The sequence below is a fragment of the Amycolatopsis xylanica genome (genome assembly GCF_900107045.1).
In the GTDB taxonomy this organism is placed as follows: domain Bacteria; phylum Actinomycetota; class Actinomycetes; order Mycobacteriales; family Pseudonocardiaceae; genus Amycolatopsis; species Amycolatopsis xylanica.
The window spans coordinates 1,011,064-1,034,377 of record NZ_FNON01000001.1 but is presented as its reverse complement, the minus strand read 5'-3'; the positions used below and the strand labels follow the sequence as shown (position 1 = coordinate 1,034,377).

Genomic DNA, 23,314 nt, shown 5'->3' with positions numbered 1-23,314 from the left:
TCGACTTCAGCGCACCGGGTGCGGCACGCGGTCGTGCTGAGTGGTGCGGTTGATGCGGATCGCCCGCGCGATATCGCCGAAGGTCCGCTTCAGCACGCCCGCCTTGACGGACGTGCTGGGCTTGAAACGCGGGCTGAGATGCTCGAAGCCGCTCTTCTCCATTTCTTCGAGGCGCATCTCGTTGGCCACCAGCTCCCCTTCGACGAAGGTCCGCGAGGTGCGATGCAGCTTGCCAGGCCAAGCCCGGCCCTGCTCGAGGTGTTCACTGGCGAGCTTCGCCTCGAAGGCCATCAGCGCACGCGGTGAACTGCTGATCCGGCCTGTTCCCAGCTGGTTTGGTAGCCGCGCGCGGCCGGCTCACGGGCGGTCGCGGCGCCGATCCCCCGGCTCGAACCGCTGACCAGCGCGACCATCTTCGCTTCGGGCATGTCGTACCCCAAGCCAGAGCGGGTCGCCGGGAAAGACGTGAACCGCGACTCGGCGTTGTCGTTCCACCTTTCCAGGAAAAGCGCGGACTCCTCGGGTGGCACGGTGAAGACATTGATCAGGGTGACCGCTTGGTCCACTGCCCCGCCGGAATTGCGGGCAGCACAAAGAAAGGGGTACTGCCGATTCGTTGTCAGCTGGCCGCTTGGGCTTCGCCGAGCAGGCCCAGGCGCAGGCCGACGCCGTGCACGGTCACGATGAGCGACCGGCGGCGCAGCTTCTTGCGCAGGCTGTTGACGTGCGTGTCGATGGTCCGGTTCGACTGCGCCCACGCGTCGCCCCACACGAGATACATGATCTCGCGCCGCGTGAACACCCGCTCCGGATCGGACGCTAGCAGCCGGAGCAGGTCGAACTCCTTGCGTGTCAACACAACGAGCCTGCCGTCGAGACGCACCTCGCGCGACCGCGAGTCGATCACCAGCGGCCCGCGCTCGATCCTGGCGACAGCCTGGCGGCCCGCCCGCAAAACCTCATCGACCCGTGCCAGGAATTCGCTGTCTGGATACGGCTTGACCAGGCAGGAGTCGGCTTCTTCACACAGCCCGAGCACCCGGTCCCGGTCTTCGTCCCGCCGGGTGGTCCCGATGATCGGCGCCCGGCTCTTCGCCCGGATCCGCCGCCACAGCTCGAAACCGTCCACAGTGGAAATATCGAGCACCACCAGATCAGCCATCGGCGCCTTCACGACCGCCGACGGCGCGTCGGCGGCGGCGCACACGTCGAAACCCCGGCCACGCAGCGCGTGAACGGTCCGCAGCGACTCTGCAGGGTCGCTCTCGGACACCAAAATTCGCACCATTCGTTCCCCCAGGAACAGTTAGGTAACTACCCCAGCGGCGGCAGATCACGCCGCGACGGCACGCACGCCTATCAGATACGCGGTCCCCACCGCGCAGCCGATCGGCTCCATCCCCAGATGTGCACGCCACGCCCGTGGCCACCAGATGACTCGAGCATAGGTCGATTCTCACGACCACGCAAACAACCCAATAAGTTGTGCGAACGCCGCCCTCGACCGGCCCCACAATTGTCAACCCTTTCCCAGACGATCAGTTCCCGCGGAACACTTCAGGCAGCTCCGCCGTTCCGCCCACCCACGTACTCGCACTCCCACCCACGTCTTTGCCGCTCCCATACGCATCTTCGCCGCTCGCGCACACGTCCTTGCCTTCGTGTCGTCCGTTCATGCACGCGTGTCGTCCATCCAGGTACGCGTGTCGTCCGGCTGAGTACGCGTGTCGTCCGTTCAGGAACGCCGAGTCGGCCCTGCTCCACATGGAATGCCGAACCCACAACAAGGTGCCGCAGCGCGGAACACGCCCAACCGGAGCGCGGGACACGACCTACGGGAACGTGGGACACGGCCGACCCGAATGGTCGACACGCCACCCTCCCAACGCTCCGAGCCTCCCATGCCCGAGTCCCACACCCAGGCACCACGTGTCCCGCACTTGGGCACCCCGTGCCGCCCAGTCGGGCACCTCGCACCTCACACCTGGGCCTGGCGAGTCCACACACCTAGGTGGTACCTCGCCAGGCCTGCATTCGAGCCTCGCGTTCCACCCCAGGTCGACGAGTGCCACCCCCGAGCCCGATGAGTTTCGCGCCCCAATGCCGCATGGACGCGGGTTAGCCGAGCGGAAACCATCGCGCAGGCGGCGGGTGCGAAGCGGCGCCATGCGCCTCGATGAATGGGTGCGTGCCCATCCGGCCGGCGTGCGAACCCGAGCGGTCGGGACACGTGCCCGGGGAGTCGGCAAGAGCGCCTGGCCGATCCGGACGCATACCTGGCCGGTCGGCGCTCGCTTGGAGAGTCGGCGTGGCACGTAAGCACTCGAGACGCTTGCTTGGCGGTCTGGGCGCAGACCCCGGGCGGTCGTGCGCGCCTGGGAAGCGGGCGCAAGCGTGCCCGGCGAGTCGGCGCGTGTGCCCGGCGAGTCGGCCGTGCGCCTGAGCGGTCGGCGCGCGTGCCTGAGCAGTCGGAAAGCGAACCTGAGCGGTCGGGACGCGAGCCCGGAACTCGGTCGCGGACGGTGGGAGGCGGGGCGCCGGCCTGGAGTCGGTGTGTGGGCGATCGGCCGGAGGCGGCCAGGCCTGGCAGGTGAGGCGGCCCCGGCGAGGCCGGGGTGGGCGAGGCTGGAGCGAATGGGCCGCGGTGGGGCGGGAACGAGTCCGGGCGGGGTCGCTGTCGGCTGCGACCCCGCCCGGGGTGTTGCGTCACCGAACCCAACTGCGATCAGGTCGGAGGCACTGTAGAAGAGCCCGGTGGGCGGCCCCAGATACATTGAGCGTCGAAGACGGGGTCCGAACTGGGGAGAACGTGCTCTGCACGTCCTCCGCGCGGGGCGCGTCGTGGACACTTGGGCCCGGTAGGCTTCGCTGATTCAAGATCATTTCGGGGCTGCCGGTGGAAGGGGTGCTGACCCATCGAGCGCGACTCAGCCGGGAAGCGTGGTCCGGCGGGATGGCTGGTCTTCACGATCGGGGTGGCCGAGCTGCTCGGCGCGGCGGGGTTGTGGATCGCCAGCGGGCTGGGGTGGACTGTCGCCTTTGGGTCTTTCGTGGTGACCGACGGGGTGCTGGGGCTGGCTTTTCTCGGGTGCGGGGTGCTGCTGGCGACGCAGCGGCCGCGGAATCCGATCGGGTGGCTGATCTTGGCGGGCGGGTTCGCGCACGCGACGACCGCGGTGGCCGTCTCGGCACTGGCGTTCGGGGTGGGGGTCGAGTGGCCCGTGCCGTTGCTGCGTTCGCTGGACACCGTCGCGCATTGTTCGTGGCCTTGGGCGCTGGGGGTTTGCATCCCGTTGGCGTTGCTGCTGTTCCCGGATGGTGAGCTGCCGAGCCGGGCTTGGCGGAAGGTGACCGTCGCGACCGCGGTCTATGGCGTCTTGTTCGTCGCGTGGACGGCGACGGACACCGGCACTTATCCGGTCAGCGCGGGTTCGGGGTACTCGGCCGTGCCCGCGTTCGCGCCGATGCTGCCGTTGCGGGGCAAGATCGAACTGGTCAGCATCGTCCTGTTGCTGCTGCCCGGCCTGATCGCGATGGTCAAGCGGTACCAGCGCGGCGACGAGAAGCTGCGGCGGCAGATGCTGTGGCTGATCCTGGCGGTCGCCGGGTTCGTGCCGTGGAGCCTGTTCGGGGTGGCGGCGGACGCGGTCCAGCTGCTGGTCGTGCTGCAGCCGATCGCCATCACCGTCGCCATCCTGCGGTACCAGCTGCTCGACATCCGGCTGGTCATCTCGCGCGCGCTGCTGTACCTGGTGCTGTCCGCGGCGATCATCTGCGTGCACGCCGGCGCGGTGCTGCTGCTCGGGCTGCTGCTGCACCAGGAGTTCGGCTGGGGCAGCGCGGCCGTGGTGACCGTCGGCGTCGCCGTGGTGTTCAACCCGGCCAGGGTGTGGCTCCAGCAGATCATCGATCGCTGGGTCTACGGCATCCGTGACGATCCGGTGCGCGCGCTCAACCGGTTCGGCACCAAGCTCGGCACCGAGACCGACTCGCTCGAAGGCCTGCTCGCCACCATCCGCGACGCGCTTCGCCTGCCCTACGCCGCTTTCCTGCTCGACGGCAGGGAGGCCGCCACTTCTGGGCGCGCGTTCACCGCGATGGAAGTGGTGCCGCTGACCGGCTCCGGGGACACCGAACTCGTGCTCGGCGTCCGGCCAGGGCAGGAACAGCTCGACCCCGAAGACGCGCGGGTGCTCGAGGTGCTCGCCGTGCCGCTCGGGATCGCCTTCCGCGCGACCGTGTTGTCCTCGCAGCTGCAGGCCGCCCGTGAACGCCTGGTCTCCGCCCGCGAGGAGGAGCGCAGGCGGCTGCGCAACGACCTGCACGACGGCCTCGGCCCGACGCTCGCCGCGGTCTCGCTCGGCCTGCCGATCGCTCGCAAGTGGATCGAGCAGGACCCGAAAGCGGCGGGCGAGCTGATCGACGAACTCGGCGAGGAGCTCAAGGGCGCGATCGCCGAGGTGCGCCGGGTCGCCTCGAACCTGCGGCCCTCCGCGCTCGACGAGCTCGACCTCATCGCGGCCATCCGCGAGCACACGGACATGCTCAGCAGCAGGCTCGACGCCGACGAGGTCAGGATCAGCTTCGACGCGCCCTCACCGCTGGCCGACCTGCCCGCCGCCGTCGAGGTGGCGGCGTACCGGATCGTCTGCGAGGCGCTGGCCAACGTCATGCGGCACGCGCACGCCCGGCATTGCCAGGTCGAGATCACCCGCGACGACGACCTCGTGCTGACCGTGACCGACGACGGGATCGGACTGCCCGACCGGCCCTCACACGGGGTCGGCATCGACTCGATGCGCCAGCGCGCCACCGAACTCGGCGGCGACTGCACCGTCGCGCGCCTGGCCGAAGGCGGCACTCGCGTCCACGCCCGGCTCCCGTTGCGAGTCCCGGCCGACGTGGCCTGACCCGGGCTACACGGCGCACCAGCCAGGGTCACGGCCGGAGAGACCGATGAGCCGATCGACCTCGGAGGCGTCATCGGGGACCGGCACCACCGGGCCGAAGGCATCGCCTGCCTTGCGGTCTTCGGCCGACGGGGCGAGGAATCCGGCGCACGCGGCCACCTCCGCGGCTCCGGGTTCGTACGGCAGATCCGCCGCGCGGGCGACGTCCCAGCCGTGGATCACCAGCTCGTCGAGCGCGATGATGCCCGCGATCTCACCGGGCAGATCGAAACCGCCCGCCGTGGTCATCCCCTGCCACGCCGACTCGACCCGCCACGCCGCGGCCAGCGCGGTGAGCCTGCCGTCGATCCGCTCGCGCCAGTCCTCGCCGAGCCGGGACCCGTCACCCAGCGGCGGGTCCCCGTCCACGGGCAGTTTTTCCTTGGTGGCGGCGAAAGTGAAGGCCAGCGTCAGCCCGTCGATGTGGTCGATCAGGTCGCCGAGCGTGTAGTCCGGGCACGGCGTCGGCAGGCCGAGCTGGTCGTCTTTGACGCCTGCCAGCAACTCGGCCATCCGCTGGGCCGTAGGCCCCAGGTCGATCATCGTTCCTCCCCTTGTCGATCGGTCCAGCCATCGTGGCACGCCACACCGACAAGTTCCGCGCGCTTCGCGCCGAACCCACCCGGATGGGAAGATGTCCCCATCCACGCCCCCCGCGCCGACACGGAAGACCACGATGCCGAAGAAGCTCCGACTGACCGGCGACGCCGCAGCCGACAAGATCCTGTCCGAGGACCCGTTCGCCCTGCTCGTCGGACTTCTGCTCGACCAGCAGTTCCCGATGGAGCACGCCTTCGCGGGCCCGCGGAAGATCGCGGACCGGATGGACGGCTTCAGCATCACCAAGATCGCCGAGTCCGACGTCGAGGCGTTCGTCGAGCTGTGCGTGACGCCGCCCGCCATCCACCGCTACGGCGGCTCGATGGCCCGCCGTGTCCACGCGCTCGCGCATCACGTGCTGGAGAACTACGGCGGCAAGACCGACAAGATCTGGAAGCAGGGCAAGCCGGACGGCAAGGAAGTACTCCGACGGGTGAAAGCATTGCCTGGCTACGGCGATCAGAAAGCCCGCATTTTGGTCGCACTGCTGGGCAAGCAACTCGGTGTCCAGCCCGAAGGCTGGCGCGAGGCGGCGGGCGCCTACGGTGAGGACGGATCCCGGCGCTCGATCGCCGACGTGACCAGCCCCGAGACCCTCGCCGAAGTCCGCGCTTTCAAGAAGGCAGCCAAAGCCGCCGCGAAACCCGCCTGAACCCACGCGCTCACGACAACGCTGCCAGGCCCGCCCGCCAGGCGCCGTCAAGGTCTGCATCGGGTGGGAAACGACCGTCGAGCTCGAGGATCACCATGCCGTGCGCGAACGCCCAGACGGCGCGCGCCCGGTCCATGTCGCCGCCGACGACACGCATCAGTGGCAGCGCGGTCGCGTCCTCGACTCCCGGCGGCAGCAGGTGGCGAGGCAGCGGGCCGGAGTTCATCAGGCGGTAGAGATGCGGATGCGCGAGCGCGTAGGCGCGATAGGCCGCCGCGAGCTCGGCCAGGGAATCGGCTCGTTCCAGCACGGCCGTCAGCTCGCGCATGGCCACCGTGATGACCTCCGCCTCGACCGCGCCTTTGTCCGGGAAGTGCTTGTAGAGGGACGGGGCGCGGATGCCGAGCCGTTCCCCGAGCGCCCGCATGGTCAGCGCCGCGGCGCCTCCCTCGTCGACCAGAGCGCGTGCCGCGGCGACGATCTGCGCGGATCGCTCAGGCACGCCGGCTCCCGTCACGCTCGCGCAGTCCGCAGCCGAACGCCCGGTCCACCGCGATGTGCGCCAGCCAGCCCAGCGCCGCCGTGAACAGCGGCACCCACTCCCCCAGCCCGCCGGCGCTGTAGCCGACCAGTACGGCGAGCGGGATCCATGGCCGGTGCGCGAAGTTGTAGTAGGGCACGGCTTTCGGTGCCAGCTTGCCGCCGCCACCCACGCCGATGGCCATCGTCAGGTCCGGCGCGATCAGGAACACGAGCGCCGCGACCAGCGCCGCGCCGCCGTGGTTGGCGACTTCGAGCCCGATGAAGGCCAGCAGGAACGCCGCCAGCGCGGCCCATCCCACCCGAGCGGACGTGACAGCGAGGGACATGGGGACCTCCGGCGTTGGCTAACAGTGTTAGCCCAAGGCTAACACCGTTAGCCGCGAACCGGCTAGTTTCAACGTGAACTAGTGGATCCGACCGCGCAGGCGGAAGCTCACGGCGACCGCTAACGCCGCCAGCACCAGCAGCCAGACCGTCACGGCGGCGCCCAGCACCGCCGCCATCCCCATGATCACCAGGCCGCCGACGAACACCGCGGCCCCGACGACGGGCGCCCTCACCTTGATCATGCGCTGAACTCGGGCTGGGGCTTGCCAAACCAAGACACCGGCCGCCAGCCCCGCCATGACCCAGCCGGTCAACGCACCGCCCGGCGTCACCATGACGCCGAGCACGGCGAAGACAAGCACGAGCACCGTCACGAGAACACGGGTGACCACGGCGCGCCTCCCGTCGAGTCCGGAAGAGGCGGAACAGTGTAGTCAGCACACCTCCCGGTTGCCCAGCTCGGCGCTGGGCGATGACAGCAGCGCGCTCCCCAGCTCGGTGACCGAATGCAGCGCGGCCCCGCTGCGCCGCTCGGTCCCGATGACCCCGGCCTCCCGCAGCACGGTCGCGTGCTGGCTCGCGCCCGCCGCCGAGATGCCGAGCGCCTTCGCGAGGTCGTTGGTGCTGATCAACGTGGCCGCGCCGATCGCGCACAGCACCGAGGCCCTGGTCCGGCCGAGCAGGTTCTCCAGCGACCGCGTCACGATCGGCGCTTCCCAGCCGAACGACCGCCCCACCGGGTAGGCCAGCACCGGCGGCAGGCTCGGGTCCAGCAGTGTCACCGGGGTGCGCCAGCAGAAGAACGACGGCACCAGGGTCAGGCCGCGGCCCTCGAGGTGCATCTCCTGCTCGACCGGATAGTCGACTTCAAGCACCGGCGAGCGCCAGCGGATGCCCGGGTTCAGCGTCGACAGCAGCCGTTCGACACCGCCGCCGAGCAGCGCTCGGCCACGGGCGGCCGCGTCCGAGCCGATCGCGTTCTTGATCGACGCCCAGTGCGGCGCCAGCGCGCCGTCGAAGTACCGCCGCATCGCGGTGCCGAGCTGGCGCAGTGCCGGCGGGCGCGCGTCGGCGAGGTCGCCGTTCCACGATGACAGCGGACGGGCTTGGGCCAGCAGGGCGGTCTCCTCGCGCAGGCGCGCCTTCGGGGTCTCGAGCACCGCGTCGATCCCGGACTCGATGTCGGTGAACCCGGCGCCGGGCGTCAGGAAGTCGGCCGAATATCCGATCGGCGGAGCAAGGGTCGCCAGCATGCCCGAAGATCTGTCCAAGCCCGCTCTCGTCTCCCGCTGCCAGTGGCTGAACAGCGGGTTCACCGCCCGATCCTGCAGCAGATGCAGGCTCAGCATGGTCTCCCAGAGTGGGTCGGGCGCGTCCAGCACCCGGATCCGGGTCAGGTCCTGCCCGGTGAAGTGGATCTTCAGCATCGGCCCCCCAGAGGTCGCTGTGACCACATGGTGCCGGACGGTGATGCCAAGTCGCTGGCACGCCGCTGTCAAAATCAACAACGGGCTCGTCACACGACAGAATCCGCAGTTGGTTAAGGTCGTCGCGACGCGATCCGGGGAGGAAGCAGCGCAGTGCGCAAGATCATCCTGCAGATGTCGGTGTCCGTCGACGGGTTTTTCGAAGGGCCGCGCCGGGAGCTCGACTGGCATCGCGTGGACGACGACCTGCACCGCCATTTCAACACCGAGCTCGGCGCGATGGGCGCCTTCCTCGACGGCCGCCGGACCTACGAGCTCATGGCGGCCTACTGGCCCACCGCCGACCGGGACCCCTCGGCGACCGAGCCGATCGCCGAGTTCGCCCGCATCTGGCGGAAAATGCCCAAGATCGTCTTCTCGCGCACGCTGCACCGCGCCGACTGGAACGCCACCGTCGCCCGCGAGGTCGTGGTCGACGACATCCTGGACCTCAAGTCCCGGCCCGGCGGCGACCTCGCGCTCGGCGGCGCCGACCTCGCGGCGACCTTCCGCGAACTCGGCCTGATCGACGAATACCGGATCTACGTGCATCCGGTGGTGCTCGGGCAGGGGAAACCGCTGTTCAGCGGTCACCGCCTCGACCTCGACCTCGTCGAAACCCGGCCCTTCGCCAACGGCGTGGTCCTGCTCCGCTACCAGCGGTCGGGATAAAGCGGGCTTTATCCCGGGGTGCTTTCCCCCGATATAAAGCCCGCTTTATCCCGGACTACCTCAGAGCTGGGGCGGGACGGTCGCCGGGCGCGCGGTCGCGGCGGCCTTGGCCGCGGCGAGTGAGGCGCCCGCGGCCGTGAGCACCGCGATGGCCTGCGCTTCGGGGAGCAGGTTGAACCAGCGCAGCGCCAGCTCGTCGCGGGCCGCCGCGGTCGGCGAACCGTAGAGCCGGAAGCGGCCGATGCCGCCGTCGGGGTGGTTCTCCACGCGGACGTGGGTGACCGGGCGGCCGGACGTCAGCCGGAACCGGTGGGTGGTGTCCGCCTGCAGCTTCGTCTCCGGCAGCAGCGGGAACCAGGCGTCGTCGTGGTTGAGCGAAGACGTGGTCGCGTCGATGCCGGACAACGCCACCCGGTCCGGCGGGTTGCCGCGGTAGTGCGTGGTCGCGAACTCCGCGACCGACGGCACCGCCTGGCAGGCCAGGCGCACGATCGCCCAGTCGTGGCCGTCGTCGCGGCGGCGCGCGGTCTCCCAGCCGTCGGCCATGAACCGCGACTCCCCCGGCTGCAGCATGTTCGCCGGCGGCGAGAAGAAACTGTCGCTGCAGCCGACCACGGTGCCCCCGCTCAGCGTCGCGACCAGGTCGAACGGGACGCCGTCGAGGTCACGCGGGTCCGGGACGACCTCGCCGTGCACCCGCAGCCGGGCGATACCGCCGTCCGGCAGCATGTGCACGCGCAGGTGGGTCACACGCTGCTCACTGTCCACAGTGAACAGATTGTCCTGGCCGCCGCTCAACGCCCGCGGCGGTACCAGCTCGAACCACTCGGCCGTCTCCAGCTCGGCCACGCTCGGGTAGCCCTCGACGCCGGTCGCCTCGATCCGCACCTTCTCCGGGTAGTTGCCCAGGAAGAACGCCGTGTCGACGTTCACCCCGCGCACCACGCCCGGCGCGCCGAGCCGCAGCAACGCCCAGTCGTTGCCCTCCGAGCGGCCGAAGCGGCGGCGGGTCTCCCAGCCGTCGTACTCCTGGCCTTTCTCGGTGAACGTGTGCGGCCTGAACACCGGCGCCTCGGCCTTGATCAGGTTCTCCTTGGCCGCGAAATAGTCGTCGCTGGCCGCCATCACGGTGCCGCCGTGCGGGCGGGACGCCAGGTCGGGCAGTGCGGTGAACTTCATGATTCCCTTTCTCTGGTCAGCAGTTCGCCACTCGGCTCCCCGTCGATCTCCCGGCCGCGCAGCCACACGCGCTCGACCACGCCACGCAACCGCGCGCCCGCGTACGGGGTCACCGGATGCCGTTGCCGGAGGCCGCCGGGGTCCACGGTGAACTCCGCGTCCGGATCGAAGACGACCAGGTCGGCGTCGGCGCCGACCGCGATCCGGCCCTTGTGCGCGAGCCCGGTGAGGTTCGCGGGCGCAGCGGCCATCCAGCGGACCACGTCGGTCAGCCGGTGCCCCCGCGCTCGCGCGGCCGTCCACATCGCGGGCAGGCCGAGCTGGAGTGAGGACACTCCGCCCCAGGCCTCCCCGAAGCCGCCTCGCTTCAAGTCCGGTGTGGACGGTGAGTGGTCTGAAACCACGCAGTCGAGTATCCCGTCGGCCAAGCCCTGCCAGAGCCGGTCGCGGTTGACCGAGCCCCGGATCGGCGGGCAGCACTTGAACTCCGTCGCGCCGTCGGGGATCTCCTCGGCGGCCAACGTCAGGTAGTGCGGGCAGGTCTCGGCGCTCACCCGCACACCGGCCGCTCTCGCCGCGGCGATCCGGCCCAGCGCGGTCGCCGACGACACGTGCAGGATGTGCACGCGCGCCCCGTCGGCACGGCTGAGCAGGCCGTCGATCGCCCGCTCCTCCGCCCGATCCGGCCGCGAGGCCAGGAAGTCCTCATAGGACGGTCCGGACTCACCGAGTTCGGCTGGGTCTTCCGCGTGCACGATCAGCAAGCCGTCGAAAGCCTTGATCTCGGCGAGGGCCTTGTCGAGTTCGGACCACGACAGGTGCGGGAATTCGTCCACACCGGACGGTGACAGGAAGCTCTTGAACCCGAACACGCCGGCGTCGTGCAACGGCTTCAGGTCGGCCACATTGCCCGGGATCGCGCCACCCCAGAAGCCCACGTCCACCACGCACTGTCCTCGAGCGGCTTGGCGCTTCTCGGTGAGCGCGCCGACCGTGACCGTCGGCGGCAGGCTGTTCAACGGCATGTCGATGATCGTGGTGACCCCACCCGCCGCGGCGGCCGCCGTCGCGGTCGCGAACCCCTCCCACTCCGTCCGGCCCGGCTCGTTCACGTGCACATGGGAGTCGACCAGGCCGGGTAGCACCGCGAGGTCGCCGAAATCCTCGTCGCGGCTCGTCTCCACGCGTACGTCTCGCCCGAACACCGCCGCGATCCGTCCATTGCGGACACACACCGCGGCTGGGCGTTCGCCGTCGGGCGTGACCACCCGCTCCGAGCGCACCACCAGGTCGTAGGTCACCGTGCCTCCAGGAAATCGTGGGCCACCCGTGCCGCGCACCGCCGGAGCAGGTCACCGGCGTTGACCATCGAGCGGGTCGGGTCCGGCTCCAAATCGGACAGTGGGTACACCGCCGAAATCCCCGCCTCCCGCAGCTGCGCGGCCGACAGCAGCGACCGTCCCGCGACCGCCACCACCGGCACTCCGGCCGCCAGCGCGACCCCGGCGGGCGCCTTGCCCCGCAACGTCTGCTCGTCGAGCGAGCCCTCGCCCGTGATCACCAGCCGCGCTCCGCGGACCGCGTCAGGGAACCCGAGCAAGTCCAGCAGCAGCGCGATCCCGGGACGCATCCGCGCGCCCAGCACCGCCATCGCCGCGAACCCGGCACCACCGGCCGCACCGGCACCGGGCCGGCCCGCGACCTGCGGATCCACCGCCATCGCCCACCGGGTGAGCCCGTCCTCGAGGACCTCGACGTCCTCGGCGGTGGCGCCCTTCTGCGGCCCGTACACCGCGGCCGCACCGTGCGTGCCGAGCAACGTGTTGTCCACATCGCTCGCCAGCTCGAAATCCACTTCGGACAAGCGTGAGTCCAAACCGGACAGATCGACCCGCGCGAGGCGCCGCAGTGCCGCGCCACCGGGTGCGAGCGGTGCGCCGTCGGCGTCGAACAGCCGCGCGCCCAACGCCGCCAGCAAGCCGGCGCCGCCGTCCGTGGACGCGCTGCCGCCGACACCGAGGACGACCCGCTTGCACCCGGCCCGCACCGCCGCCCCGATCAGCTCACCGGTGCCGAAACTCGACGCCGTCAACGGCGCGAGCCCACCGGGAAGCCGATGCAGGCCGGACGCTTCGGCCAGCTCGACGACCGCCGTGCCACCCCGCCGCGCGTAGGACGCGGTGAGCCGCTGCCCGGTCGGGCCCGTGACCAGCGTTCGCACCCGACGGAACCCGGCCGCGACGGCGGCGTCGACCGTGCCCTCGCCCCCGTCCGCCACCGGCAGCACCCGGACCGGCACGCCCGGGGCCGCCGCGGCGAGCCCGTCGGCGACCGCCGCGGCCACCTCGACCGCCGTCAACGACCCCTTGAACTTGTCGGGGGCGACCAGCACATGACTCATGGGAGCGGCTCGAACTCCTTCACGGCGTTGATCGCCGGACCGTGCGGCGTGTTCGCCTCACGCTCGATCATCACCTCGACCAGCACCGGCCGCGACGTCGCCACCGCCTCCTTGCGCGCCCACTCGATCGTCTCGCGGATGTCCGCGGGATCCACCACGCGACGCCCGGCGCAGCCGTACGCCTCCATGATCTTGACGTTGTCCGTGCCGTAGTCGTCGTAGTGGATGTCGACCTGGTAGTTCATGTCGTACGGGATCGACGCCTGCCGGATCAGCCCGAGATACTCGTTGTTGATCATGATCAGCACGAACGGCACGTTGTACTGCGCCGCCACCGCCAGCTCTTCGACCAGGTACTGGAACCCGTAGTCACCGACGATCCCGACCACCTCGGCGCCCGGCGCTGCCTTCTTCACGCCGATCGCGGCCGGGATCTCCCAGCCGAGCGGCCCAGCCTGCCCGCAGATCTGGTAGCGGCGTGGCTTGTACGCCTTCTGGTGCTGCCCGCCCCAGATCTGGTACAGCCCGATCGCGGTCACGAAATACGTGTCCTCGTCGAAGATCTCGTTGATCTCCTTGTACACGCGCGGCGCCTTGATCGGCGTGGAGTCGAAGTCCTCGCGGCGGCCGAGCGTCGCCTTGAGCTCGGCGATCCTGGCGACCCACTCCCCTGCCTCACGGCCCGCGTTCCTTTCACGGGCCGTCTTCAGCAGCGCCTGGAGGAACAGCCTCGCGTCCGAAACGATGCCGAGGTCCGGCGGGAACACCTTGCCGAGCTGCGTCGGCTCGATGTCGACGTGGATGAACTTCCGCTCACCGCGGTAGACGTCGAGCGCGCCCGTGTGCCGGTCGCCGAACCGCGCGCCGACCGCGAGCACGGTGTCGGACTCCAAAAAGGACGCGTTGCCGTACCGCTGCGAGGTCTGCACGCCGGTGATCCCGGCGAACAGCGGGCTGTCCTCGTCGATCGCGCCCTTGCCCATCAGCGTCACCTGGACCGGGATGTTCAGGTACTCGGCCAGCGCGCGCAGCTCGTCGGCGGCCTCGGCGATGATCACGCCACCACCAGCGAGCAGCAGCGGCTTTTCCGCTGCCAGCAACAGATCCAGCGCACGCTCGACCCTCGGCTGGTGCGGGTGCACGACCTCGACCGGCAGCGGGGCGTCGATCGCGGCGTCGTACTCGATGAGCTGCTGCGCGACGTCGACCGGGATGTCGATCAGCACCGGGCCAGGCCGTCCGGACCGGGCGATGCGGAACGCCTCGCGGAAGATCCACGGCGCGGTCGCGGCCTCCTTGATCTGGACAGCCCACTTGGTGACCGGCTTCGCGATGTCCACAATGTCCACTGCCTGGAAGGCTTCGGTGTGCAGCTTCGAAAACGCGGCCTGGCCGGTGATGCAGATGATCGGGATCGAGTCGGCCATCGCCGTGTACAGCCCGGTGATCATGTTCGTGCCCGCCGGGCCCGAAGTGCCGATGGCGACGCCGACCTTGCCGTTGGTGCGCGCCCAGCCGTCGGCCATGTGCGTCGCGCCCTCTTCGTGGCGGACGGTCAGGTGCTCGATGCCGCCGCGCACCTCCATCGCCTTGTACAGCGGGAGGATCGCCGCGCCGGGGCAGCCGAACGCGGTGTCGACGCCCTCCGACTTGAGCACCTCGACGACCGCTTCCATCGCCGGAATCCTGGTCATGATCGGTTCTCCCCTCGTCCGGACTGCTTCTCGAGCACCGCCAGCAGTGCCGAGTGGTCCAGGTCGCCCATGCCCTGTGCCCTGGCGGCCTGGATGTACGCCGCGACCTGGCCGCCGAATGGCAGCGAGACCTCGGCCTGGCGGGCGGCGTCGAGCACGATGCCCATGTCCTTGTGATGCAGGTCGATGCGGAAGCCCGGCTTGAAGTTCCTGGCCAGCATCGATTCGCGCTTGAGTTCCAAAATGCGGCTCGCGGCGAGTCCACCCGCGAGCACGTCGAGCCCGGCCTTCGCGTCCACTCCGGACGCTTCCATTAGCAGGATCGCTTCTGCCACAAGGGCGTACGTGCCGCCGACGACGAGCTGATTGGCTGCCTTGACGAACTGCCCCGCGCCACTCGGCCCGACCAGCGCGGCGACCTTGCCGACGGCGTCGAAGACCGGCTTGGCCGCGTCGAAGTCCGCTTGCTCGCCACCGACCATAATGGACAGTACGGCGTTGATCGCGCCCGCTTCGCCACCCGAGACGGGGGCGTCGAGCACGCGGACGTTCTTCTCGGCGCCCTTCTTGGCCACCTGCTGTGAGGTCTGCGGCTTGATCGTGCTGAAGTCGATGAGCAGTGTGCCCGGCTTGATGGTCTCGAAGATCGTCGCGGTGACGGCTTCGACGTGCGGGTCGGCGGGCAGCATGGTGATCACGAGCTCGGCGCCGTCGATCGCTTCGGCGACGGAGCCGGCGGGCTTGCCGCCCGCGGCGGCGAACTTGGCCACCGAGTCGGCACTGAGGTCGAACCCGGTGACTTCGAAGCCGGCTTTGACGAGGTTGCTGGCCATCGGCAAGCCCATGATGCCGAGGCCGATGAATCCGGCGGTACGCATTGTTCTCCTTACAGGTCAAGCCATTTGAAACTGTCGGCACTCGCTCCGCTCGGCTTGTACTCCAAGCCGACGAAGCCGTCGTAACCGTTGGCGGCGAGCTTTCCGAGATAGCCGTCGAGGTCGATGGCCCCGGTGCCCGGCTCGTTGCGGCCGGGCGCGTCCGCGATCTGCACATGGCCGATCCGGCCGGTGTGCTCGGCGATGACCGCGTCGAGGTCGTCGCCGTTCACGGTGAGGTGGTACAGATCGGCCAGCAAGCGCAGGTTCGGCGCTCCCGCCCGATCGATGGTGGCGAGCGCGTCGGCCGCGGTGAGCAGCGGATACCTCGGCGCGCCGCTGATCGGCTCCACCAGCACGACCGCGCCCTGCTGGCGCGCGACGTACGCGGCCAAGGCCAGGTTCTCGATGCCGGTTTCGTCTTGTTGTTCCGTGGATTTACCCTCTAGACGGTTGCCGTATAGGGCGTTATACGCGCGGCAACCAAGCCTGTCTCCGATGCTGAGCGCGATCGGGATGTTCTCGCGGAACTCTGACGATCGCTCAGGCCACGACACAAGCCCGCGATCGCCACCGGCCATGTCGCCGGCCGCGAAGTTGAGCCCGACGAGCTGGACGCCGGCATCTTCGATCGCCCGCACGAACTGGTCGACCTGGGCGTCGCTGGGGACCGCGGTGTCGAACGGCCACCAGAACTCGACGGCGTCGAACCCGGCCTTCTTCGCGGCCTCCGGGCGTTCCAAGAGCGGCAGCTCCGTGAACAGAATGGACAGGTTGATGTCGTATTTGGTCATGCCACACTCCCCCGGTACTTGCGCCAGTTCCCGATCTCGGTGATGTCTCGCAGCTGGACGTGCGAGGTGTACGCCCGGCGCAGCAGCATCGCGAACACCGAGCTGCCGTCGGCCAGCTCGATCACGCCGAGCTCCAGCTCGTGCGGCTCGGACGGCAATACCCTGTCCCGCAACGTGTCCATCGGGATGTCGTAGACCTCGCCCGCGATCTCGGCGCCGCCGTGCGCCACGGGGAACAACGCCGGGCACTGGTCACCGACCGAATAGAACCGGTACTTCGCGGCGGTCGTGGTCTCGGCCACCAGCTCCGCGCCGCCGAGCAGGTGGTGCAACGGCTCGCCACGCATGGCGCCCCCGTTAAGGAACATCAGTGCCACGAATTCTCCTTTGTGGACAGACAATGGTCTTGATACCCCGAAAGTGACTTTCGTCAGATGCGATGACCCGAAAGCCACTTTCGTCAGATGAGACCTGACGAAAGCCACTTTCGGGCTTCGTCGTGGTGGATGGGGCCGGTGGAGGTGGACAGGGGGGTGGTGGTGCCGCCTCGGTGGAGGGCGATGAGCTCGGCTGCGATGGAGATGGCGGTTTCGGGAGGGGTGCGGGCGCCTAGGTCGAGGCCGATGGGTGAGCGGAGGCGGGTGAGTTCGGCTGGGATGAGGCCTTCGGCGCGGAGGCGGTGGAGGCGGTCGGTGTGGGTGCGGCGGGAGCCGAGGGCGCCGACGTATGCGACGTCGCGGCGGAGGGCGTCGGTGAGCACGGGGATGTCGAACTTCGGGTCGTGGGTGAGGACGCAGATGACCGTGCGCGCGTCGGTCGCCGTGCGGGCGAGGTAGCGGTGGGGCCAGTCGACGACGACCTCGTCTGCGTCGGGGAAGCGGGCGGGGGTCGCGAAGGTCGGGCGGGCGTCGCAGACGACCACGTGGTAGCCGAGGAAGCGGCCGACAGAGGACAGTGCCGCCGCGAAGTCGATCGCGCCGAAGATCAGCATCGTCGGCGGCGCGACCCACGACTCGATGAAGACCTCCAGCGAGCCGAGGCGGACGATGCCGGTCGCGCCGGAGGAAAGCATCGAACGGGCTTCGTCCACAAAGGATGCGTCGCCGACGTGACGCTCGGCGAAGACCGCGGCGGACGGGCCGTCGCCCAGTACCCGGACCAGGGCGACCGGCTCTTCCGAAACAAGCGCGGCGCGGATGGCGGGGTCGGCTCGCTGGACGAAGACGTCCAGCGAGCCGCCGCAGGTCAAGCCGACCGCGAACGGGTCATCGGCGGAGAAGCCGAACTCGGTGCGCACCGGCACGCCGGTCGCCAGCACCTGCTGGGCGAGTTCGTAGACCGCGCCCTCGACGCAGCCGCCGGACACGCTGCCGATGACCGAGCCGTCGGCACGGACCGCCATCGAGGCGCCTACCTCGCGGGGCGCGCTGCCCCGCACGGCGACCACGGTCGCGACCGCGAACGGCTCGTCCCAGCCGCGTAACTCCTCCGCGATGTCCCGCATCGGATTCTCCTTACGTGATCAGGGCTTTGAGGCCGTCGACGCCGAAGTACAGCGCGAAGATGGCGGCCAGCACGGTCAGCAGCCAGCCGGCTTCGCGCCAGCGGCCCTTGCAGGTCTTGATGAGCACGAACGCGATGAGGCCAGCGCCGACGCCGTTGGTGATCGAGTAGGTGAACGGGATGAGCGCCACGGTCAGGAACACCGGGATCGTGTAATCCGTTTCCTGCCAGGGGATGTTGCGGATCTGGGCCATCATCATCCCGCCGATCACCACCAGCGCGGGCGCCGCGGCCTGCGCCGGCACCACCCCGGCCAGCGGCGTGAACAGCAGCGTCACCGCGAACAGCACGCCGGTGACCACGCTCGCCAGCCCGGTACGCGCGCCCTCGCCGACCCCGGCGGCCGACTCGAGGAACACCGTGTTCGGCGACGCCCCGGTGACCCCGCCCGCGATGGCGCCCGCACCGTCGACGAACAGGATCCGGCCCATCCGGGGCACCTTCCCGAACTTCGACAGCCCCGCCTCGTCCGAGACGCTCGTGATAGTGCCCATCGCGTCGAAGAAGCCCGAAAGCACCAGCGTGAACAGGAAGATCGTCGCGGTCAGCGCACCGGCCGAGGCGAATCCGCCGAACAGGTCGACGTGTCCGACCAGCCCGAAGTCCGGCGCCGCGAACAGGTGCGACGGCAGCGTGGGCTCGGTGCGGCCCCACTCCCCCAGCCCGAATCCGTCGTGCAGGATCACCGCGAACACGGTCGCCACGCCGATGCTGATCAGCACCGCGCCCGCCACCTTCCGCGCGATCAGCACGACCATGAGCAGCAGCCCGAAGCAGAAGACCGCGATCGGCCAGCCGTCGAGATGCCCGTCGATGCCGAGCCGCACCGGCACCGGGGTGTTCGCCGCGTCCGGGTTCCTGGTCACGAACCCCGCGCTGACCAGGCCGACCAGCGCGATGTAGAGGCCGATGCCGACGGTGATCGCCGTCTTCAGCGGCGCCGGGATGGCGTTCATGATCCGCTCGCGGACCCCGCTGACGGCCATCGCCACGATGCAGAGGCCTTCGAGCACGACCAGCCCGAACGCCTGCGCCCAGGTCATCGTCGGCGCCATCTGGAACGCGACGATGCCGTTGATGCCGAGCCCGGCCGCCATGGCGAGCGGCGCGTTGCCGATCAGTCCCATGAGGACGGTCATCACCGCGGCCGACAGCGCGGTCGCGGTCGTGATCTGGGCCATGCTCAATTTGGCGCCGGTGATATCCGCCGAAGCGCCGAGAATGAGCGGATTGAGCAGAACAATGTAGGCCATGGCGACGAAAGTGGTGACGCCGCCGCGTATTTCCCGTGGAACACTGGAACCGCGGGCCGAGATCGAGAAAAGTCGCTCGAGAGCTGGTCGACGGGGTGGAGCCGAGGTCTTCGTGACTGGTTCCTGAAGCTGAGTCATGCGCCCTGCCCTTGCCGGTGGGTGTGCTCGACCAAGCCCTGTATTTCCACAGGGCTTCAATCGAGGGGGAGGTTAAGGTTTTTCCGGTACTCCGGTCAGCACCGGGAAATCACTCAGTAATCAATGCGGTCAGGCTGATCGAGCCAGGCCGCGAAGGGCGCGAAACCGTCCTGACTGGACACTCGGGTCACGGGTACGTCCCAGGTTTCGCGTGGCTTGTCGAAAAGTTCGTAGAAGGCGAGATCGTCGAAACCCGCCTTGGCCGCGTCGTGCCGGTCGGCCGCGAAGATCACCCGGTCGACCCGGGCCCACAGCGCCGAGCTGAGGCACATCGGGCACGGCTCACAGGAGGAAACGAGCACGCAGCCGTCAAGCTTGAACGTCTGCAGCTTCTGGCACGCCTCGCGGATCGCGACCACCTCCGCATGCGCGGTCGGGTCGAGCGTCGGCGTGACCCGGTTGACGCCGGTGGCGATCACCTCGCCGTCTTTGACGATCAGCGCGCCGAACGGCCCGCCGCCCGCGGCGACGTTCGAGGTCGCCAGCTTGACGCTTTCGGCCAGCCAGGCTTCTTCCTGGGTGCTCATTTCTTCTCTCCACGGCTGAAGGTGATGTGCTCGGGTCGTACCGGCACGCGGGGCAGTTCGAGCCCGGTGGCCGCACGGATCGCGTTGGCGATCGCCGGCGTCGCGCTGATCGTCGGGGGCTCACCGACGCCGCGAACACCGTACGGCGCGTGCGGATCGGCTCGTTCGAGCACATCCACCCGCATCGGCGGCATGTCCAAGATGGTCGGGATCAGGTAGTCCGTGAACGACGGGTTCCGCACCTTCCCGTCCCTGACCAGTATTTCCTCCATCACCGCGAGGCCGAGGCCCTGCGCGGAGCCGCCCTGGATCTGCGCGACGACGGCGTCGGGGTTCATCGCCTTGCCGACGTCCTGCGCGCAGTCCAGCTGGACGACCTTGACCAGGCCCAGCTCGGTGTCGACGTCCACGACCGCCCGGTGCGCCGAGAAGCCGTATTGGACGTGCGCGTCGCCCTGCCCGGTCTCGGGATCCAGCGGGTAGGTCTTGCGGTGGTGGTACTCGCGGGTCTCCTCGATGGCCTCGTCGCCGAGCACGTCGACCAGGCTGACCAGTGCTTCTCCGTCCGCCGCCACCAGCTTCCCGCCGGACAGCGTGACATCGGAGCGACCGAATCGAGCGAACACGGCCTCCGCCACGGCACGGCAGGCGTTACGGACCGCGCCGCCGGTGATGTAGGTCTGCCGCGACGCCGAGCTGGACCCCGCGTCGCCGACACTCGTGTCCGCCACATGCACGGTCACCCGCTGCACGCCGAGCTCGGTCCGCGCGATCTGCTGCTGCAGCGTGACCAGGCCCTGGCCGACCTCGGCCGCGGCGGTGTGCACCAGCGCGACCGCCTCGCCGCCGATGACCTCCAGCCGCACCCGCGCGGTCGAGTAGTCGTCGAGCCCCTCGGCGTACGAGATGTTCTTGATGGTCACGCCATAGCCGACCCCGCGCACCACGCCTTCGCCGTGCGTCGTGTTGGACGCGCCGCCGGGCAGGTCGCGGATGTCGACCGGCCCGGTGCGTTCCGGCGGCAGCGGCATGTCCTTGAGCCGCTGGATCAGTTCGCCCACCGGCGCCGGGAAATCGACCAGCTGGCCGGTGACGTTCGTCGACCCCTCGCTCATCGCGTTGAGGATCCGCAGGTCGGCCGGGTCCATCTCCAGGGCGGCGGCCAGTTTGTCCATTTGGGACTCATAGGCGTACGTCGGCTGGACCGCGCCGAGCCCGCGCATCGCGCCACAGGTCGGGTTGTTCGTGTAAACACCCCAACCCTCGATCTTCGCGTTCGGCACGTTGTACGGGCCGACGCTCAGCGTCGTGCCGTTGCCGACCACGACCGGCGTCTTGGACGCGTACGCGCCGCCGTCGAAGTACAGCTTCGCGCGGACGTAGACGAGCTTGCCGTCCTTGGTCGCGCCATGCTCGTAATACATCTTCGCCGGGTGGCGGTGCACGTGCCCGAAGAACGACTCCAGCCGGTTGTAGACCATCTTGACCGGACGCCCGGTGCGCAGCGCGAGCATGCACGAGTGGATCTGCATGCTCAGGTCCTCACGCCCGCCGAACGCACCGCCGACGCCGGACAGCGTCAGCCGCACCTTCTCCAGCGGCAGGCCGAGCGCCTTGGCCGTCTGCCGCTGGTCGACGTGCAGCCACTGGGTGGCCAGGTAGAGGTCGACGCCGCCGTCGTCATCGGGCACCGCGAGGCCGGACTCCGGGCCGAGGAACGCCTGGTCCTGCATGCCGATCTCGTAGACGCCGGACACCACGACGTCGGCCGTCGCGTCCGGGTCACCCTTGAGGATCCGCTGGTAGCGCACCAGGTTCCCGTCCGGGTGCAGATGCGGCAACGTCTCGTCGTGCGCGGCGCGCTCAGGGTCGGTGATCGGCTCGAGCACCTCGTACTCGACCACGATCCGCTTGAGCGCCTGCCGCGCGATCTCGGGGTGATCGGCCGCGAGGATCGCGACCGGCTCACCCTGGAACCGGACCCGGTCCACCGCCAGCGCGGGCGTGTCCTGGTACTTCAGCCCGTAGACGTTCTCGCCGGGCACGTCCTCATGGGTCAGCACGGCGTGCACTCCGGGCACGGCCAGCGCGGGCGCGACGTCGAGCCGGGTGATCAGCGCGTGCGGATGCGGGCTGCGCAAAGTCGCGCCCCACAACATGTTCTCGTGCCACAGGTCCGAGGAGTACGCGAACTCGCCGCGTACCTTCAGCGTGCCGTCGGGGCGCAGCGGGCTCTCGCCGATCCCGCCCGCGATGGTGTCGTTCAGCTCCTGGGATGACCTCGCCGGTGCGCTCATCGCTTGCTCGCCGCCAGCCGGACCGCGTCGAGGATCTTCTCGTAGCCGGTGCAGCGGCACAGGTTCCCGGCGAGCGCCTCGCGGATCTCGGCGTCGCTCGGGGTGCCGGTCCGCTCGATCAGGTCGTGCGCCTGGATCAGCAGCCCGGGCGTGCAGAAGCCACATTGGACGGCCCCGCATTCCACAAAGGACTCCTGGATCGGGTCGAGCCGGTCGCCCTCGGCGAGCCCCTCGACCGTGCGCACCTCGCGGCCTTCGGCCTGACCGGCCGCGACCAGGCAGGCGCAGGCCGGGACATCGTCGAGGTAGACCGTGCAGGAACCACATTCGCCCTGTTCACAGGCATTCTTCGAGCCGGGGAGGCCCAGCCGCTCACGCAGCAGGTACAGCAGGCTCTCGCCTTCCCAGACGTTGTCAGCCTGGCGATGTTCGCCGTTGACGGTGACGTTCACGCGCATTTGCGACCTCCTCCACGATATTCGTCCCAAGCCCAGCCCAGCGTCCGCCTCGCGATGACCGCCAGCGCGTGCTTCCGATACTCCGCGCTTCCACGCACGTCGTCGATCGGCGACGCGGCCTGCGCGACCAGCTCACCGAACCGGCGTTTCACCGAGTCGTTCAAGGCTCTCGGAGATTCCCACAAACCGTCCAGCTCACCGTTGATGAACTCCTCGGCGTCGACAGCGCGCCGTGGCGTCGGCGCGGCCGAGCCGATACCGGTGCCGACCTGCTTGCGGTCGGCATGCAGTGCCAGCCCGAACGCGCACACGGCGATGACCATGGCATTGCGCGTGCCGATCTTGCTGAACTGCTGCGGCCCGGTCGCCGGGTCGAGCCAGACCGCGCTGATCAGCTCGTCCGGCTCCAGCACGTTCCGCTTGACGCCCAGGTAGAAGTCGCGGGCGGCCACGATGCGGGTCCCCCGCGCCGAGGCGAGCTCCACCTCGGCTTCGGCGGCCAGCAGCGCGGGATGCGAGTCACCGGCGGGCGACGCGGCACCCAGGTTCCCGCCGACACTGCCCCGGTTGCGGATCTGCGGCGAGCCGACCGTCCGCGCGGCCATCGCGAGCCCGGGCAGGCGGTGCCCGAGTTCCGCGATGATCCGCGTGTACGGCACGTTGGCGCCGATACGAAGCCGGCCGTCCACAAAGGAATGGTCGTACAGCTCGGCGACCCGGTTGAGGTCGAGCAGCGCGGCGGGGCGCCGGTGGTCGAAATTGATCTCCACCATGACGTCGGTGCCGCCGGCGATCGGGATCGCGCCGGGGTTCTCCGACTTCATGGTCAGCGCTTCAGCGAGCGTCGTCGGTCGCAGGAAGTCCAT

General features: G+C 69.5%; 24 protein-coding genes. 3 read left to right on the top strand and 21 right to left on the bottom strand.

The features are described 5' to 3' along the window. Positions 1-6: 6 nt before the first annotated feature. From BLV57_RS04540 to BLV57_RS04530, 3 genes are read right to left on the bottom strand one after another with little or no spacing between them, the layout of a single operon-like run. Positions 7-291 (bottom strand): isoprenoid biosynthesis enzyme family protein, encoded by a 285-nt coding sequence (locus tag BLV57_RS04540; protein ID WP_091286913.1) that lies wholly within the window; start codon positions 289-291, stop codon positions 7-9. Continuing rightward, positions 291-566 carry a hypothetical protein gene (locus BLV57_RS04535; RefSeq protein ID WP_091286911.1) on the bottom strand — a complete coding sequence of 92 codons (276 nt, stop codon included), beginning with the start codon at positions 564-566 and terminating at the stop codon, positions 291-293. Before BLV57_RS04535 ends, BLV57_RS04540 begins: the two co-directional genes overlap by 1 nt. Before the next feature lie 53 nt (positions 567-619). Then, positions 620-1,273, bottom strand: a complete 654-nt coding sequence (locus BLV57_RS04530) for a response regulator transcription factor (RefSeq protein WP_176968491.1) — start codon at positions 1,271-1,273, stop codon at positions 620-622. A gap of 1,702 nt (positions 1,274-2,975) precedes the next feature. On the opposite strand from BLV57_RS04530, the gene BLV57_RS04525 reads away from it, so the two are divergent. Further along, positions 2,976-4,910 carry a sensor histidine kinase gene (locus BLV57_RS04525; RefSeq protein ID WP_091286906.1) on the top strand — a complete coding sequence of 645 codons (1,935 nt, stop codon included), beginning with the start codon at positions 2,976-2,978 and terminating at the stop codon, positions 4,908-4,910. A 6-nt stretch (positions 4,911-4,916) separates the two neighbouring features. Here the strand turns inward: BLV57_RS04525 and BLV57_RS04520 are convergent, their stop codons facing one another. Further along, a complete protein-coding gene (locus tag BLV57_RS04520) occupies positions 4,917-5,492 on the bottom strand; it encodes a TIGR03086 family metal-binding protein (protein ID WP_091286903.1) in 576 nt (191 codons plus the stop codon). Positions 5,493-5,625: 133 nt separating this feature from the next. On the opposite strand from BLV57_RS04520, the gene BLV57_RS04515 reads away from it, so the two are divergent. Next, positions 5,626-6,201 carry an HhH-GPD-type base excision DNA repair protein gene (locus BLV57_RS04515; protein ID WP_091286901.1) on the top strand — a complete coding sequence of 192 codons (576 nt, stop codon included), beginning with the start codon at positions 5,626-5,628 and terminating at the stop codon, positions 6,199-6,201. 10 nt (positions 6,202-6,211) lie between these two features. On the opposite strand, the gene BLV57_RS04510 is transcribed toward BLV57_RS04515, so the two are convergent. The 4 genes from BLV57_RS04510 to BLV57_RS04495 form a co-directional block, all read right to left on the bottom strand. Next, positions 6,212-6,703: a TetR/AcrR family transcriptional regulator gene (locus BLV57_RS04510; RefSeq protein WP_091286899.1), complete on the bottom strand. Its 492-nt coding sequence runs from the start codon at positions 6,701-6,703 to the stop codon at positions 6,212-6,214. Further along, positions 6,696-7,070 carry a DUF4260 family protein gene (locus BLV57_RS04505; protein ID WP_091286897.1) on the bottom strand — a complete coding sequence of 125 codons (375 nt, stop codon included), beginning with the start codon at positions 7,068-7,070 and terminating at the stop codon, positions 6,696-6,698. The genes BLV57_RS04510 and BLV57_RS04505 overlap by 8 nt, the downstream gene beginning before the upstream one ends. Before the next feature lie 78 nt (positions 7,071-7,148). Continuing rightward, positions 7,149-7,463, bottom strand: a complete 315-nt coding sequence (locus tag BLV57_RS04500; RefSeq protein ID WP_091286895.1) for a hypothetical protein — start codon at positions 7,461-7,463, stop codon at positions 7,149-7,151. A 42-nt stretch (positions 7,464-7,505) separates the two neighbouring features. Continuing rightward, complete coding sequence (locus BLV57_RS04495) at positions 7,506-8,498, bottom strand: ArsR/SmtB family transcription factor (RefSeq protein ID WP_245757147.1); 993 nt, start codon at positions 8,496-8,498, stop codon at positions 7,506-7,508. Positions 8,499-8,651: 153 nt separating this feature from the next. On the opposite strand from BLV57_RS04495, the gene BLV57_RS04490 reads away from it, so the two are divergent. Then, positions 8,652-9,209: a dihydrofolate reductase family protein gene (locus BLV57_RS04490; protein ID WP_091286893.1), complete on the top strand. Its 558-nt coding sequence runs from the start codon at positions 8,652-8,654 to the stop codon at positions 9,207-9,209. 60 nt (positions 9,210-9,269) lie between these two features. Here BLV57_RS04490 and alc read toward each other — a convergent pair whose 3' ends face one another. From alc to BLV57_RS04425, 13 genes are all read right to left on the bottom strand, one after another. Further along, the gene (gene alc / locus BLV57_RS04485) at positions 9,270-10,388 is read right to left on the bottom strand and encodes an allantoicase (RefSeq protein ID WP_091286891.1); all 1,119 of its coding nucleotides are present in this window, start codon (positions 10,386-10,388) and stop codon (positions 9,270-9,272) included. Next, positions 10,385-11,689, bottom strand: coding sequence for an allantoinase AllB (gene allB, locus BLV57_RS04480; protein WP_091286889.1), 1,305 nt, complete (start codon positions 11,687-11,689; stop codon positions 10,385-10,387). Before allB ends, alc begins: the two co-directional genes overlap by 4 nt. Beyond that, entirely contained in the window at positions 11,686-12,789 is a 1,104-nt protein-coding gene (locus tag BLV57_RS04475; protein WP_091286887.1) for a glycerate kinase, read from the bottom strand. The genes allB and BLV57_RS04475 overlap by 4 nt, the downstream gene beginning before the upstream one ends. Next, entirely contained in the window at positions 12,786-14,465 is a 1,680-nt protein-coding gene (gene gcl / locus BLV57_RS04470; RefSeq protein WP_425425959.1) for a glyoxylate carboligase, read from the bottom strand. Before gcl ends, BLV57_RS04475 begins: the two co-directional genes overlap by 4 nt. Before the next feature lie 14 nt (positions 14,466-14,479). Continuing rightward, positions 14,480-15,361 (bottom strand): NAD(P)-dependent oxidoreductase, encoded by an 882-nt coding sequence (locus BLV57_RS04465; RefSeq protein WP_091286881.1) that lies wholly within the window; start codon positions 15,359-15,361, stop codon positions 14,480-14,482. Positions 15,362-15,369: 8 nt separating this feature from the next. Next, on the bottom strand, positions 15,370-16,152 hold the full coding sequence (locus BLV57_RS04460) for a hydroxypyruvate isomerase family protein (protein ID WP_091286879.1): 783 nt from the start codon (positions 16,150-16,152) through the stop codon (positions 15,370-15,372). Then, positions 16,149-16,529 (bottom strand): allophanate hydrolase-related protein, encoded by a 381-nt coding sequence (locus BLV57_RS04455; protein ID WP_091286876.1) that lies wholly within the window; start codon positions 16,527-16,529, stop codon positions 16,149-16,151. Before BLV57_RS04455 ends, BLV57_RS04460 begins: the two co-directional genes overlap by 4 nt. Positions 16,530-16,612: 83 nt before the next feature. Beyond that, positions 16,613-17,656 (bottom strand): XdhC family protein, encoded by a 1,044-nt coding sequence (locus BLV57_RS04450; protein ID WP_091286873.1) that lies wholly within the window; start codon positions 17,654-17,656, stop codon positions 16,613-16,615. A 10-nt stretch (positions 17,657-17,666) separates the two neighbouring features. Next, the gene (locus tag BLV57_RS04445; RefSeq protein ID WP_091286869.1) at positions 17,667-19,106 is read right to left on the bottom strand and encodes an NCS2 family permease; all 1,440 of its coding nucleotides are present in this window, start codon (positions 19,104-19,106) and stop codon (positions 17,667-17,669) included. 113 nt (positions 19,107-19,219) lie between these two features. Further along, positions 19,220-19,693 (bottom strand): nucleoside deaminase, encoded by a 474-nt coding sequence (locus tag BLV57_RS04440; RefSeq protein WP_091286866.1) that lies wholly within the window; start codon positions 19,691-19,693, stop codon positions 19,220-19,222. Beyond that, positions 19,690-21,990: a xanthine dehydrogenase subunit D gene (pucD, locus tag BLV57_RS04435; protein WP_091286862.1), complete on the bottom strand. Its 2,301-nt coding sequence runs from the start codon at positions 21,988-21,990 to the stop codon at positions 19,690-19,692. The genes BLV57_RS04440 and pucD overlap by 4 nt, the downstream gene beginning before the upstream one ends. Continuing rightward, positions 21,987-22,448, bottom strand: coding sequence for a (2Fe-2S)-binding protein (locus BLV57_RS04430; RefSeq protein ID WP_091286858.1), 462 nt, complete (start codon positions 22,446-22,448; stop codon positions 21,987-21,989). The genes pucD and BLV57_RS04430 overlap by 4 nt, the downstream gene beginning before the upstream one ends. After that, complete coding sequence (locus tag BLV57_RS04425) at positions 22,439-23,314, bottom strand: FAD binding domain-containing protein (RefSeq protein ID WP_091286854.1); 876 nt, start codon at positions 23,312-23,314, stop codon at positions 22,439-22,441. Before BLV57_RS04425 ends, BLV57_RS04430 begins: the two co-directional genes overlap by 10 nt.